Below are 16,846 nucleotides of genomic sequence, written 5' to 3' on the forward strand. Positions count from 1 at the left end.
GTACGCTTTACATAATTGCTTTGTTCATCCATAATGATACTTTTTTGTGTATCGCTATTTCAGGACGTGACAAAATAAGGATATAAAAAAAGCCTGCAAAAGATTGCAGGCTTTTAATTTTTCGTGGGGAGAGCAGGATTCGAACCTATAGGCTCAAACCCCTGTCATTCCTGCAAATGCAAATCCAGTAAATAAAATTGCCACGATTTTGCCACAGATTATATATTGGTAGTAAAAGCTAATTATCTGACTATTTAAGAACACTAATTCTATATTTGCAAAGGTATAAAATTATACTTTACATAGAGATGTATAAAATATTGCAAAACGTAACTTTATATTTGAAAACTTCGTTTAATTTCCAATACAGAAATTAGTAAGCCTCAAAGTTTACCGTTCCAGGTTTCCGCAATCCCAACAATGGTGCGCTCCAATTTTTGGGCAGCTACGGTTTTTACTTGAGTAGTTCGGTGAATATTTATAATTCCAATGGAATAACCTACATCATCTACGAATATCAAGACTCTCGCTCTGACGACTGTGCTTACGGTTATACAGTGCGCTGCATCAAAAACTAGAACCCTTGCTTTTTCTCCTGCCCTTGAGGCACGAGCTTTTTATAACTACCGCTTAGCGGTATGTACTGTGTATAATTCAAAAAGAGTTGTAATTATAATAGCCTTACCCGCAACAAGAGTAACAAATATAAAAGGCGATTATTTTAAGTTAAATGGGGACGAGGAGTATCATGGTGATACTTTGTTTTTTTTTGTTTGTCATTAGCTTTGAATAAAAATTAGTGAAAGTTATTATATATATGAAAAAAGCATTACGATTGTTTATTTTACTTTGGGGTTTAAGTTGTTTTTCTCAAACGGGTATAGGTACGGTTGTTCCGCACGAAAGCGCTGTTTTAGATCTTTCGGCTACCGATAAGGCTTTGTTATTGTCACGTGTAGATAATACCGGTTCGGTTACCAATCCTGAAAACGGTATGGTAATTTATGATAAAACAGATAAATGCATTAAGGTTTATCAGGATAATGCCTGGTCTGGCTGTATTTATATATCGCCGGGATCTGTTACAGGGCTTGATTGCACCGGAGTACCTGATTATGGTGAGTTGAGGGAAGGTGAACCTGCTGTAAATGTATATTCTGTTATATCTTACACAGGTGGTAATGGCTTACCTTTTACCGGTCAAACAGTTGCTTCTACTGGAGTTGCCGGACTTGTAGCTACTCTTAGTGGAGGTAATTTTTCAAACGGTACCGGTGGTTATTTAACTTATAGTATAAACGGCACCCCCTCATCAGTTGGTACGGCAAGTTTTGCTGTTAACATAGGTGGTCAAAGCTGTACATTAACCCGCGAAGTTTTGTCTTCACTTCCTGCTATTGCGTCCTTAGACTGTGCAGGTGCTGTGCATAACGGAGCTTTAGAGGAAGGTATAGCTGCCAGTGGTGTTTCCTCTGTTATACCTTATAGTGGTGGTGATGGTTCTGCTCATACCGGTGAAACGGTAACCTCAACGGGTGTTACAGGTCTTACGGCAACACTTAATGCAGGAAATTTTGCTAATGGCGACGGTTCTTTGATTTACACTATTACAGGTACCCCCTCATCAGTTGGTACGGCAAGTTTTGCTGTTAACATAGGTGGTCAAAGTTGTGTTTTAACAAGAACTGTGGTCTCACCACCACCGCCATTACCTGTTATTCCTTCTACCATTACCCTGGCACAAAACAGAACATATATTGTTGCTTCGGTTTATGATCAGGATTATTTGCCTTACACTGCTCCTGTAGGACCGGCAACCACCGCCGTTCAAGCGGCAGACGGTTCAAATGAAACGGTTACGTTAAATGTTCAGGGTAGTATCACTACTGCGGGTATTTCGGTTACAATACCGGTTACTGCTACAGGTAGCGGTACATTACCTGCATACTCCACTACTATAAGTATTCCTTCGGGTATTACAGAAGACGGTGTTAGCAGAGACCTAACCCTGTCTTGGTCAGAACAGGGATACACATCATCAACTACAGCTATTACTGCTACTATAGCAGCAGTAGGCGGTACTTTAAATGCTAAAAAGCTGGATGTTAATGCCGGTATTGGTAATGACGGGTTAGGTGTTTTAATGGGGCAGTTTAACTACCCTTATAATAGCGCCGGTGATATTACAAATTATGATGTTAGAGTTATTTCAGGTATTCCTGATAAAATGTTTGGATTGCCAGATAATACTGGTAGTACCACTTCACATCAAATGCTGTATTTGCCTGTTGTTGCCGAGGACGGTAATATATGGTTAAATAATAACTTAGGCGCTCATTATGCTAATTTGAATCATGCTGATTTTAATCCTGCGCAACAAGCAACTGATTATAACGACTATCTGGCTTATGGTAGTTTATTTCAATGGGGCAGAAAAGCTGACGGGCACGAGTTGATAACGTATACAAGCGGGACAGCAGGAACAGCGGTTAACGGTACAACTACTACCAAGAGCGATACTCCTACACATGCTTTATTTATTAGATCATCTGCTAGCCCTTATGATTGGAGAGTCACGCCAGATGATACCCTTTGGGCAACTGAATCAAGTACTAACAATCCCTGTCCTGTAGGCTTTAGAGTACCTACGATAGGAGAGCTGACTACTTTAGTAACTACAGCAAATATCACAAATCGTGTAACAGCTGCTAACTCTGTCTTGAAGTTTACCGTTCCAGGTTACCTCGACAGCAGCAGTGGCATGCTCTACGTTGTGGGTAGCAGCGGTGGCTACTGGAGTAGTTCGGTGGGTGGCACTAGAGCAAGTCGCCGTTACTTTAACAGTGGTGGCACGACCACTGACAATAACAACCGTGCTTACGGCTTTACGGTGCGATGCCTCAAAGACTAGAGCCTTTGTTTTTTCTCCTGCCCTTGGGGCAGGAGCTTTTAATACCGCTTAGCGGTACGAGTTGTGTATATTTTAAAAAGAGTTGTAATTATAATGGTCTTACCTGCGTTAGGATTAACCAATAAAACAAAGCGATTATTTTAAGTAAAACAGGATAAAGGTATCATGGTGATACCTTTTTTTTTTTTTTTTGACGCTAATTTTGTATCAAATTTTTTAAAATCTTACTATTTATAGTTATTCATGAAAAAAACAATAGTCTCCTTCTTTGCGTTATTCGTAAGTATAGTTTCCTTTTCACAAACGGGCATTGGTACGGTAGTTCCGCACGAAAGTGCTGTTTTAGATCTTTCGGCTACCGATAAGGCTTTGTTATTGTCACGTGTAGATAATACCGGTTCGGTTACCAATCCTGAAAACGGTATGGTAATTTATGATAAAACAGATAAATGCATTAAGGTTTATCAGGATAATGCCTGGTCTGGCTGTATTTATATATCGCCGGGATCTGTTACAGGGCTTGATTGCACCGGAGTACCTGATTATGGTGAGTTGAGGGAAGGTGAACCTGCTGTAAATGTATATTCAGTTATATCCTATACAGGGGGTGACGGTGCTTATCATACCGGTCAAACGGTAACCTCAACCGGTGTTACAGGGCTTACGGCTACTTTAGTAGCTGGCAGTTTTGCTAATGGTGATGCTTCTTTAACTTATACTATTACAGGTACACCCTCATCAGTTGGTACGGCAAGTTTTGCTGTTAACATAGGTGGTCAAAGCTGTACATTAACCCGCGAAGTTTTGTCTTCACTTCCTGCTATTGCGTCCTTAGACTGTGCAGGTGCTGTACATAACGGAGCTTTAGAGGAAGGTATAGCTGCCAGTGGTGTTTCCTCTGTTATAGCTTATAGTGGTGGCGATGGTTCTGCTCATACCGGTGAAACGGTAACCTCAACGGGTGTTACAGGTCTTACGGCAACACTTAATGCAGGAAATTTTGCTAATGGCGACGGTTCTTTGATTTACACTATTACAGGTACCCCCTCATCAGTTGGTACGGCAAGTTTTGCTGTTAACATAGGTGGTCAAAGTTGTGTTTTAACAAGAACCGTGGTCTCACCACCACCGCCATTACCTGTTATTCCTTCTACCATTACTCTGGCACCAAACAGAACATATACTGTTGCTTCGGTTTATGATCAGGATTATTTACCTTACACTGCTCCTTCAGGACCGGCAACCACCGCCGTTCAAGCGGCAGACGGTTCAAATGAAACGGTTACGTTAAATGTTCAGGGTAGTATCACTACTGCGGGTATTTCGGTTACAATACCGGTTACTGCTACAGGTAGCGGTACATTACCTGCATACTCCACTACTATAAGTATTCCTGCAGGTATGACAGAAGACGGTGTTGGCAGAGACCTAACCCTGTCTTGGTCAGAACAGGGATACACATCATCAACTACAGCTATTACTGCTACTATAGCAGCAGTAGGTGGTATTTTAAATGCTAAGAAGCTGGATGTTAATACCGGTGTTGGTAGCGATTACAAAGGTGTTTTAATGGGTCAGTTTAACTACCCTTATAATAGCGCCGGTGATATTACAAATTATGATGTTAGAGTTATTTCAGGTATTCCTGATAAAATGTTTGGATTGCCGGATAATACTGGTAGTACCACTACACACCAAATGCTGTATTTGCCTGTTGTTGGTGAAGACGGTAATATATGGTTAAATAATAACTTAGGCGCTCATTATGCTAATTTGAATCATGCTGATTTTAATCCTGCGCAACAAGCAACTGCTTATAACGACTATCTGGCTTATGGTAGTTTATTTCAATGGGGCAGAAAAGCTGACGGGCACGAGTTGATAACGTATACAAGCGGGACAGCAGGAACAGCGGTTAACGGTACAACTACTACCAAGAGCGATACTCCTACACATGCTTTATTTATTAGATCATCTGCTAGCCCTTATGATTGGAGAGCCACGCCAGATGATACCCTTTGGACAACTGAATCAAGTACTAACAATCCCTGTCCTGTAGGCTTTAGAGTACCTACGATAGGAGAGCTGACTACTTTAGTAACTACAGCAAATATCACAAATCGTGTAATAGCTGCTAACTCTGTCTTGAAGTTTACCGTTCCAGGTCTCCGCAGCAACAGCAATGGCATGCTCAGCGGTGTGGGTAGCTACGGTGACTACTGGAGTAGTTCGGTGGGTGGCACTGAAGCAAGTTTCCTTGGCTTTAACAGTGGTGGCACGTACACTCTCAGTGACTTCCGTGCTTACGGCTTTTCGGTGCGATGCATCAAAGATTAGAACCCTTGTTTTTTTTGCTCCTGCCCTTGGGGCAGGAGCTTTTAATACCGCTTAGCGGTACGAGTTGTGTATAAAAAAAATATAATTATAATAGCCTTACTCGTAACAGGAGTAACAAATAAAAAAAAGCGATTATTTTAAGTTAAATAGGGGGGGTAAGGTATCACAGTGATACTTTTTCCCTATTTTTTTAAACTTAACTTTGCATAAAATTGTTTAAATAGTATACATATGAAAAAAGCAGTACTATTGTTTAATTTGCTTTTAGGTTTAAGTTGTTTTTCGCAAACGGGCATTGGTACGGTAGTTCCGCACGAAAGTGCTGTTTTAGATCTTTCGGCTACCGATAAGGCTTTGTTATTGTCACGTGTAGATAATACCGGTTCGGTTACCAATCCTGAAAACGGTATGGTAATTTATGATAAAACAGATAAATGCATTAAGGTTTATCAGGATAATGCCTGGTCTGGCTGTATTTATATATCGCCGGGATCTGTTACAGGGCTTGATTGCACCGGAGTACCTGATTATGGTGAGTTGAGGGAAGGTGAACCTGCTGTAAATGTATATTCTGTTATATCCTATACGGGGGGGGATGGTTCTGCTCATTCCGGTCAAACGGTAACCTCAACCGGTGTTACAGGGCTTACGGCTACTTTAGTAGCTGGCAGTTTTGCTAATGGTGATGCTTCTTTAACTTATACTATTACAGGCACACCCTTGTCAAGTGGTACGGCAAGTTTTGCTGTTAACATAGGTGGGCAAAGTTGCACATTAACCCGCGAAGTTTTGTCTATAGGTCCTGCTATTGCGTCCTTAGATTGTGCGGGTGCTGTACATAACGGAGCTTTAGAGGAAGGTATAGTTGCCAGTGGTGTTTCCTCTGTTATAGCTTATAGTGGTGGTGATGGTTCTGCTCATACCGGTGAAACGGTAACCTCAACGGGTGTTACAGGTCTTACGGCAACACTTAATGCAGGAAATTTTGCTAATGGCGACGGCTCTTTGATTTACACTATTACAGGTACCCCCTCATCAGTTGGTACGGCAAGTTTTGCTGTTAACATAGGTGGTCAAAGTTGTGTTTTAACAAGAACCGTGGTCTCACCACCACCGCCATTACCTGTTATTCCTTCTACCATTACCCTGGCACAAAACAGAACATATATTGTTGCTTCGGTTTATGATCAGGATTATTTACCTTACACTTTTCCTTCAGGACCGGCAACCACCGCCGTTCAAGCGGCAGACGGTTCAAATGAAACGGTTACGTTAAATGTTCAGGGTAGTATCACTACTGCGGGTATTTCGATTACAATACCGGTTACTGCTACAGGTAGCGGTACATTACCTGCATACTCCACTACTATAAGTATTCCTTCGGGTATTACAGAAGACGGTGTTAGCAGAGACCTCACCCTGTCTTGGTCAGAACAGGGATACACATCATCAACTACAGCTATTACTGCTACTATAGCAGCAGTAGGCGGTACTTTAAATGCTAAAAAGCTGGATGTTAATGCCGGTATTGGTAATGACGGGTTAGGTGTTTTAATGGGTCAGTTTAACTACCCTTATAATAGCGCCGGTGATATTACAAATTATGAAGTTAGAAATGTTTCGGCTATTCCTGATAAAATGTTTGGATTGCCAGATAATACTGGTAGTACCACTACACATCAAATGCTGTATTTACCTGTTGTTGGTGAAGACGGTAATATATGGCTAAACCATAATCTTGGCGCTCATTACACTAATATTAATCATCCAAGTTTTAATTTTTCACAGCAAGCCACTAGTGCTACCGACCATCTGGCTTATGGTAGTTTATTTCAATGGGGCAGAAAAGCTGACGGGCACGAGTTGATAACGTTTACAAGCGGGACAGCAGGAACACCGGTTAACGGTACAACTACTACCAAGAGCGATACTCCTACACATGCTTTATTTGTTAGATCATCTGCTAGCCCTTATGATTGGAGAGTCACGCCAGATGATACCCTTTGGGCAACTGAATCAAGTACTAACAATCCCTGTCCTGTAGGCTTTAGAGTACCTACGTTAGGAGAGCTGACTACTTTAGTAACTACAGCAAATATCACAAATCGTGTAACAGCTGCTAACTCTGTCTTGAAGTTTACCGTTCCAGGTACTCGCCTCAGCAGCGATGGCATGCTCAACGGTGTGGGTAGCAACGGTGTCTACTGGAGTAGTTCGGTGGGTGGCACCAAAGCAAGTAGCCGTTACTTTAACAGTGGTGGCACGAACACTACCAATAGCTACCGTGCTTACGGCTTGACGGTGCGATGCCTCAAAGACTAGAGCCTTTGTTTTTTCTCCTGCCCTTGGGGCAGGAGCTTTTAATAACTACCGCGTAGCGGTATGTGCTGTGTATAATTTAAAAAGAGTTGTAATTATAATGGTCTTACCTGCGTTAGGATTAACCAATAAAACAAAGCGATTATTTTAAGTTAAATGGGGATGAGGAGTATCATGGTGATACTTTGTTTTTTTTTGTTTGTCATTAGCTTTGAATAAAAATTAGTGAAAGTTATTATATATATGAAAAAAGCATTACGATTGTTTATTTTACTTTGGGGTTTAAGTTGTTTTTCGCAAACGGGCATTGGTACGGTTGTTCCGCACGAAAGTGCTGTGTTAGATCTTTCGGCTACCGATAAGGTTTTGTTGTTATCACGTGTAGATAATACCGGTTCGATTACCAATCCTGAAAACGGTATGGTGATTTATGATAAAACAGATAAGTGTATCAAGGTTTATCAGGATAATGCCTGGTCTGGCTGTATTTATATATTGCCGGGATCTGTTACAGGGCTTGATTGTACCGCAGTGTCTGATTATGGTGAGTTAAGGGAAGGTGAGCCTGCTGTAAATGTATATTCAGTTATATCCTACACAGGGGGTGATGATGCATATCATAACGGTCAAACGGTAACCTCAACCGGTGTTACAGGGCTTACGGCTACTTTAGCGGCAGGTAGTTTTGTTAATGGTAGCGGTTCCTTGACTTACACTATTACAGGTACACCCTCATCAAATGGTACGGCAAGTTTTGCTGTTAACATAGGTGGTCAAAGCTGTACATTAACAAGAACTGTGCTACCAATCATTACCCTGGCACAAAACAGAACATATATTGTTGCTTCGGTTTATGATCAGGATTATTTGCCTTACACTGCTCCTGTAGGACCGGCAACCACCGCCGTTCAAGCGGCAGACGGTTCAAACGAAACGGTTACGTTAAATATTCAGGGTAGTATCACTACTGCGGGTGTTGCGGTTAAAATACCGGTTACGGCTACGGGTAGCGGTACATTAGCTGCATACTCCACTACCATAACTATTCCTGCGGGTATGACAGAAGATGGTGTTAGCAGAGACCTCACCCTGTCGTGGGCAGAACAGGGATACACATTATCAACTACAGCTATTACTGCTACTATAGCAGCAGTAGGCGGTACTTTAAATGCTAAAAAGCTGGATGTTAATGCCGGTATTGGTAATGACGGGTTAGGTGTTTTAATGGGTAATTTTATCTATCCTTATAACAGTGCCGGTGATATTACAAATTATGAAGTTAGAAATGTTTCGGCTATTCCTGATAAAATGTTTGGATTGCCAGATAATACTGGTAGTACCACTTCACACCAAATGCTGTATTTGCCTGTTGTTGCCGAGGACGGTAATATATGGTTAAATAATAACTTAGGCGCTCATTATGCTAATTTGAATCATGCTGATTTTAATCCTTTACAGCAAGCCACTAGTGCTACCGACCATCTTGCTTATGGCAGTAAGTTTCAATGGGGCAGAAAAGCTGACGGGCACGAGTTGATAACGTATACAAGCGGGACAGCAGGAACACCGGTTAACGGTACAACTACTACCAAGAGCGATACTCCTACACATGCTTTATTTATTAGATCACCTGCTAGCCCTTATGATTGGAGGGCCACGCCAGATGATACCCTTTGGGCAACTGAATCAAGTACTAACAATCCCTGTCCTGTAGGCTTTAGAGTACCTACGTTAGGAGAGCTGACTACTTTAGTAACTACAGCAAATATCACAAATGATGTAACAGCTGCTAACTCTGTCTTGAAGTTTACCGTTCCAGGTTACCGCGACGGCGGCAATGGCGCGCTCGGCAGGGTGGGTAGCCGCGGTGGCTACTGGAGTAGTTCGGTGGGTGGCATTTTTGCAAGTGTCCGTAACTTTAACAGTGGTGGCACGATCACTAACTATTCCCCCCGTCCAGTCGGCTGGACGGTGCGATGCCTCAAAGATTAATTATATAAATCAATTTACTTGTTTAATTACATAATAACAAAAAGCAATGAAAATAAAAATTAGTTCTACTATAGTTTTTTTTCTTTGGAGTACTTTTGTTTTTTCCCAAACTATAAAAGGCAGTTTTCCGCAGGCAAAAAAAGCATCAGTTATTTTAAAAAGCTATGATGGTTTTAATGAGCAAGAACTAGCTAGAACAAATACCGATAGTTTAGGGAATTTTATACTTACTTATCCTAAAACTTTTAAAGGTGCAGCATTATTACAGGTACAAAATGTAAGCAGTGTAATTGTATTGCTTAACCAAGAAAGCTTTAAAATTAAATGGGATAACTTACAAGATTTTAAAACCTTAGAATTTATGGATTCTTATGAAAACGAGTCATTTGAAAAAGGAGTCATAATAAATCAGGAAGCAGAACAAAAGTTATCAGGTTTAAGGTATTTATTGCCATTGTATAAAAGCAACAAACGTAATGAAAGTTGGATAAAGAATGAAATTTACACCCAAGAGCAAATATTTGAAGTATTTATTAATGAATTGCCGAAAAATAGTTATGTTAAGGAGTATTTAACTGTGAGAAAGTTACTTGGCGACTTACAGTTTGCCTTGCAGCAAGGTGAAAAAAATGAACAATTGATGAACCTGGAATCAGATTTTAAAAATGTTGATTTTGCAAGTGATGCCTTATGGCACTCTGGGTTGTTAAAAGATTTGATAGAAAGTTTCTATGAATTAATGCAAGTTTATAAAAACAACGATAGTATTGCAGAGCATATAATTCAAGCAAATAAAGCATTACTGGAAAGTTTGAACACTAATGTTGCAAGACAGCAGGAGATAGCCGAGTTTTGTTTTGTGCTTTTAGAGAAAAAAAACATAACAGCTGCCTCTAAAGATATAGCCTTGTTAATGCTGGATAATTCCACCTGTCAACTCAATGAAAAACAAAAAGTGATGTTTGAGCAGTACAGAAAATTAGCAATAGGTGCTACCGCCCCCGATATTGATTTAAATAATAGTATTAAATTAAGTGATATACCTTCAAAATATAAATTAATTGTATTTGGTGCCAGTTGGTGTCCTAATTGTAATACAGATTATCCATCATTAGTAGGCAGGTATAAATTGCTTAAAGAACAATTTGATCTCGAAATAATCTATTTGGCTATAGATACTGATATTGATGCTTTTAATACCTATTATAAGGAGGCACCTTTTATTACTTATTGCGATGGCAAGGGGTGGGAAACACAGGCAATAAAAGATTATTATATTTTTGCTACGCCTACTTATATCCTTTTGGATGATAATTTAAAAATAGTTGCTAAACTAAAATCACCTGAAGATATCAGTTCTTGGTTTAATTTACATGTACAATAATTTTCATAGAGCTGTATAGTATTTTTCATATTATTTAATAGTTTTTAGGATAGTTGCTTTATTTTATAAAATCTCCCTTAAAGGGAGATTTTTTTACCTCATTATAAAATAAGGTATCGGCATGATATCTTATTTGCTTTTATTTATCAATATTTTTAGTATTTTACAGCAATGGCTTCCTTGTAAATAGTGAAGTGATTCATTAGCATTTGAGTTTTAAAAGAAACTATTCACTAAAAATAAGGAGTTTTTTTAAAGATAAGTATAAGTTAAAAGCTATAAACTAACCTTTATTTGTGTTAAAAAATTAGTAGTTATATAGTTTTTATTTATGTGGTGTATAATTGTATGATTTTTATTTATCGTTATTTAGCATATTTATGATAAAAACTGGTTAATGTTTAAAAATATTAAACGCTTTTTAATAATGGTAATGTAAGTTATTTTTGTAAGTGAATACACATAAAATTTAATGTATATGCGTCTTGAAAAAGTCTCAGCTATATGTTTCACTTTAAACAAAAAATACCTCATGAAAACTCACTTTTTTTTTCTAATCTTTTTTTTAGGATTAAATGGTTACTGCCAACAATTTGACTTTAGTACAATTAATGCAACAGGTAAAACGCTGGTTTTAACAGATCCTGACAGTGCTAGTATTTATATAAAAAAAGGGCTGGAAGAAGCAGCTAGGACCCATGTTCACGATACAATTTACAGTGATCTCTACAAATTATATGGGTTAAATAATATTATGCTTGGCAAATTTGACTCTGGCATATTGTACTTGGAAAAAGCTGCAGAGTATGCTAAGAAATATCCGGACCGAAAAATAATATGCCAGATCAATATTGCTGTTGCTTATACTAACAAAGGAGAACTTGATACCTCAATGCAAAAACTTTACAGTATTTTAAAAACCAAATTGAATGACAGGCATAAATCAATGGTATATATTGAGCTGTCTTCGGTATATACCCTTAAATTCAATTATGAAGAAGCTATAAATAACTTAAATAAGGCTATAAAAATACTTGAAAAAGAAAAAAAAAATGTTGAAATATACATACTAAAACAAAAGCTTGCCAATATTTACCGCCTGCAAGAAAACTACACATTTGCCATAGATCTCTACCAAGAATGTTTGGAGGGATTTAAAAAAAATGATTATGAAAAAGATTACTATTATACCCAACTTAATATGGGTGAAGCACTAAGACAGTTAGGTGCTATAGATGATGCAAAAAAAGCTACTTTAATAGCTATCAAAGGAGTAAAAAAATTTGAAGATATCACTGCATTAGGTGCTGCATACTCTACACTTGGAGATATACACGCAATAGAAGGCTTAAAGGAAGAGGCTATTATAGCCTATCAAAAATCAATTGACTATATGATGGTTACAAACTCATCATATATTACAAGGGTAGGATTAATCTTCATTAATTATCTTAATAAAGAAAAACAGTACGCTAAAGCACTTCAAATAATAAATACTGTAAAAGATGTTGAGGCTTACAAAAATGCCAACATTAAAGATAAAATGGATTTTTTTCAGGCTATAGCTCATACGTATCACGGGTTAGGGAAATATTATGAAGCCTCGGAAAAATATGCATTGGCTTTAGCTTTAAAGGATTCGGTTATTGAAATAGACAGAAAAAAAAATATTAAAGAAATAGAAGCAAAGTTTCAAAATAAGTTGCAACGAGAAAAAAACCTGGCATTAAAAAGCAAAAATAAAGCTTTAGTTGAAAAGGTGACACGCCACAAAGTTATGATGTGGGGTAGTGTCATTATATCTGTATTGCTTATTTTGTTCATAACATTGCTTATACGTTCTATGCGACTTAAAAATCGACTTAAAGATGAAAAGCTTAATAGTGTTAAAAGGGATATGGAAATTATAGAAATAAAGCACATTAATGCTATGGAAAGTATGGCTATTGAAAAAAATGCACTTGATGAAAAACAGCGAGAACTAACATCGTCAGCCCTTAGAATGGCTAATGAACAAAATATGATTAATAAAATAATTGAAAAATGTGAAAGTAATGGTTTCGAGAATTTAGCAGAAGTAAAGAGGGAACTAGACAAAATAAACCAGCAAAATGACTATTGGAAGCAATTTGAAATGCGCTTTAATACTATTCATCCTAATTTTGAATTTCGCCTGAAGGAGAAATTACCTACTATTACAAAGGGAGAAGTAGAGTTTTGTATTCTGCTTAAACTTAACCTTACAAATAAAGAAATAGCTTCATTACTTCAGATTACACATGAAACTGTTATTAAGAAAAAATACAGAATCAAGAGAAAAATGGATATTGAAGATGATATAGAATTTGAAGAATTTATAATTAATTTATAGTTTATCTTAGTATAGTGACAGCTAAAAAAAAACATCAAAACTACAGATATTCTAATAATTTTGATGTTTTTTTACCGTATTAAGGGTATTTTAATTTTTAAGATTATATAAATTTTTTAATAATTAATTAAACACGGATTTTCAGGTGCCTATTATAGGCGTATTATTGATCTTTTAATCCCGGTTAAAAGTGAATATAGCTGTTTTAGCTGCTGATTTTAGGAGGATATCATATTAGATATTATCTTTTTTAAAAAATTATAAATCAGTGGTTTATTTTTTTCATTTTTCATTTTGTCCATGTTTTTTACATTGCTTTGTCCATAATTTGTCCTTTCAGAATTGGAGATATAATAAATTTTCTGCCAGTAATTTGTACTTGTTGTAATTAACGCTCAAGAAGAATTAAAATCTCTTCTTTAAGCTAATATTACACTCATGTGAACCTTACAAATCTTACAGCAGAATGAAAAAGCAGCAAACACATTTATCTTTTGGCAAAAAGAAGGAGTATAATGAATCTGTATTTTTTTCCGGAAAACAATTTATTCCTGAGAACTTGAGTTGGGAATTATTAATGTCCCAGAAATCAATTAAGTTTATTGGTACAACTATAATGTTTGGTCATTATGATTATGTTAAAAATATTGAGTATTCCTATTTTTTAAAACTAACCAAAGCTTGCTTTGGAGATGCCCATAAAGGTGTAATTTGCTCCGAGATGCTTTTGCCTCTCAAACTCATAGACTCTTTTTTTTATGTAAAGCAGACAATTTATGCTCCCAAGACTTATAATGAGGTTATTAGGCTTCTTTTTGTAAACATATATTTTAAAAAACAGGATGGAGAGCCTTATGAGGTTTTAGCTAAATACGATTATAAAAAAACTTTAAAATTAACAAAAGAAATACTACAATTTTTAAAGTTTGCTAGTAGGTTTAGTAGATGGCAACTCATAAATATCAAATGTAGTAAGGAAGGCTTTATAAGTTACCAAATAACTCTTTATCAATCAAAAACTAAGGGGACACTATATAGATTTATTAGGAAGATTTTAGAAAAAAATTCTCTCTTTTTTGATTTTTCTAATGTTTGTGAAACTGTAGAATTTTACTATAAATGTTTTCCGAAAATGAATTTTGTATAACTAAATAATTGTAGCTGTTTATTGAAGTTATGTGTCAAGGTTTTTTGTTTAATTACTTTGAGAGGTATTACCGTCATAGCTTAAAACTTCGTAGTTCCTATTAGTTTATCAATATTTTACCACGCCCCCCCAGATTATGAATTATGCTAATTATCATAAAAGTTCTTTTCATAAGAATTTGTCAAATATAGGCTTAAATAAAAAAGATTCACTTTCAACCTTGTCAAGTAATTGCTATGTTCCTGAGAATTTAAGTTGGGAACTCAATCTTAATGATAATAAATTTTATTTCATTGGAAAAACAGAAACGTTTGGTTTATTCGCTCATTTAATCAATATCAGCTTCGATTCTTTTATGGAACTCAGTAAAGAATGTTTTAGAAGTTTACAGATTAATGTGGTTGATTTTATCGTTTCTCAAGATTTTATGAAGTATACCAAAGAGAAATGTAATATACATTTTGAGGTACTTGTCCCATTGCTCTTATCAGAAAAGTTTTTTTATGTGAAGCAAACAATTTATCCCATTATATGTTCTGATAGAGTTGTGTCGATACGTTTTGTTAATATTCCAATAAAAGAATATGATAATGAGAAATATATGGTTTCTGTTTTTAATAATGGTGCTTTATGTTTACCGCTTACAAAACAAGTAGTAGATAGTCTAAGTTACCCTAAGCTTTTTACGAATCAGCAAATAAGACATATTTCGTTGATTCGTAAAAAAATGAATTCTAGGGAAATAGCAATCCATGAAAAAAAAACCAACGCAGCAGTTTACAAGCTTAATAGAAAGGTACTTGAAATAATATCATTTCATTTCGATATTGAGTTTTCTACGGTTGCTCAGGCAGTTGATTACTTTTTTCAATGTTATCCTGATAAAAATGTATGAGATTACAACATTTTTATTGCTTATGTATTAACCTGATACCTTCTTAAAAAATATCATCAATTAATTTTGGATTATAAAATTCAAACCGACAGAAAATTATCTTAAAAGATAAAACTAATTTTAATTGACTTCATATGAACAAAAAATTATTATCCGTTGCTGCCTTGCTTTTTAGTGGTTTTGCAGCTTATTCCCAGGTTGGTATTGGTACCACCACCCCTAATGAGAATGCACAATTAGAAGTCCAGTCTTCTAATAAAGGTGTATTGATATCGCGCGTGGAGCTTGTTGATTTAATATCAATGAACCCTATTACTAATGTTGATGGTTCGCCTGCAGTTTCTCTACCAAATGGTTTGCTAGTTTATAATACAGCTACAGTAGGGACTGAAATTATTCCAGGTTTTTACTATTGGGATACTGATAGGTGGTACAAAATGGTAAATAGTTCAAATGTTTCGGCTCTGGAAACCCTTACAACGCTTAACTATGATGCTGCTGCCAATACCCTTACCTATAAAGATGAGGAAGGTAATGATACTGTTGTATCCTTAACTGATCTTGTATCAGGAGCTGAGACCTTAACAGCCCTTAACTACGATGCTGTTGCCAACACCCTTACCTATAAGGATGAGGAAGGAAATGACACTGTTGTTGCATTAACGGATTTAGTTTCGGGTGCTGAGACCTTAACAAGCCTTAACTACGATGCTGTTGCCAACACCCTTACCTATAAGGATGAGGAAGGTAATGATACTGTTGTAACATTGACAGATTTAGTATCAGGTGCTGAGACCCTTACAACCCTTAATTATGATGCAGTTGCCAATACCCTTACTTATAAGGATGAGGAAGGTAATGATACTGTTGTAACATTGACGGATTTAGTATCAGGTGCTGAGACCCTTACAACCCTTAATTATGATGCAGTTGCCAATACCCTTACCTATAAGGATGAGGAAGGTAATGATACTGTTGTAACATTGACAGATTTAGTATCAGGTGCTGAGACCCTTACAACCCTTAATTATGATGCAGTTGCCAATACCCTTACTTATAAGGATGAGGAAGGTAATGATACTGTTGTAACATTGACGGATTTAGTATCAGGTGCTGAGACCCTTACAACCCTTAATTATGATGCGGTTGCCAATACCCTTACCTATAAGGATGAGGAAGGTAATGATACTGTTGTAACATTGACAGATTTAGTTTCGGGTGCTGAGACTTTAACAAGCCTTAACTACGATGCAGTTGCCAACACCCTTACCTATAAGGATGAGGAAGGAAATGACACTGTTGTTACATTAACGGATTTAGTTTCGGGTGCTGAGACCTTAACAAGCCTTAACTATGATGCTGCTGCCAACACTCTTACCTATAAAGATGAGGAAGGAAATGACACTGTTGTTGCATTAACGGATTTAGTTTCGGGTGCTGAGACCTTAACAAGCCTTAACTACGATGCTGTTGCCAACACTCTTACCTAT

Annotated in this window: 8 protein-coding genes and 1 pseudogene; all 9 read left to right on the forward strand. The window is 37.0% G+C overall.

Annotated features, from left to right (window positions below):
* Positions 1–817 precede the first annotated feature (817 nt).
* A complete protein-coding gene (locus V3Z67_RS17245) occupies positions 818–2,911 on the forward strand; it encodes a hypothetical protein (protein WP_330444500.1) in 2,094 nt (697 codons plus the stop codon).
* 243 nt (positions 2,912–3,154) lie between these two features.
* A complete protein-coding gene (locus V3Z67_RS17250; RefSeq protein WP_330444501.1) occupies positions 3,155–5,248 on the forward strand; it encodes a hypothetical protein in 2,094 nt (697 codons plus the stop codon).
* A gap of 231 nt (positions 5,249–5,479) precedes the next feature.
* On the forward strand, positions 5,480–7,570 hold the full coding sequence (locus V3Z67_RS17255; RefSeq protein ID WP_330444502.1) for a hypothetical protein: 2,091 nt from the start codon (positions 5,480–5,482) through the stop codon (positions 7,568–7,570).
* A gap of 240 nt (positions 7,571–7,810) precedes the next feature.
* Positions 7,811–9,559, forward strand: a complete 1,749-nt coding sequence (locus V3Z67_RS17260; RefSeq protein WP_330444503.1) for a hypothetical protein — start codon at positions 7,811–7,813, stop codon at positions 9,557–9,559.
* A 46-nt stretch (positions 9,560–9,605) separates the two neighbouring features.
* Positions 9,606–10,943, forward strand: coding sequence for a TlpA family protein disulfide reductase (locus tag V3Z67_RS17265; RefSeq protein ID WP_330444504.1), 1,338 nt, complete (start codon positions 9,606–9,608; stop codon positions 10,941–10,943).
* A gap of 532 nt (positions 10,944–11,475) precedes the next feature.
* Positions 11,476–13,314 carry a tetratricopeptide repeat protein gene (locus V3Z67_RS17270; protein WP_330444505.1) on the forward strand — a complete coding sequence of 613 codons (1,839 nt, stop codon included), beginning with the start codon at positions 11,476–11,478 and terminating at the stop codon, positions 13,312–13,314.
* A 466-nt stretch (positions 13,315–13,780) separates the two neighbouring features.
* The gene (locus V3Z67_RS17275; protein ID WP_330444506.1) at positions 13,781–14,461 is read left to right on the forward strand and encodes a hypothetical protein; all 681 of its coding nucleotides are present in this window, start codon (positions 13,781–13,783) and stop codon (positions 14,459–14,461) included.
* Positions 14,462–14,597: 136 nt separating this feature from the next.
* Positions 14,598–15,356 (forward strand): hypothetical protein, encoded by a 759-nt coding sequence (locus tag V3Z67_RS17280; protein WP_330444507.1) that lies wholly within the window; start codon positions 14,598–14,600, stop codon positions 15,354–15,356.
* 134 nt (positions 15,357–15,490) lie between these two features.
* Positions 15,491–16,846, forward strand: a pseudogene (locus V3Z67_RS17285) (hypothetical protein); the annotation flags it as partial.

The sequence above is a fragment of the Flavobacterium sp. C4GT6 genome, from assembly GCF_036347315.1.
Lineage (GTDB): Bacteria > Bacteroidota > Bacteroidia > Flavobacteriales > Flavobacteriaceae > Flavobacterium.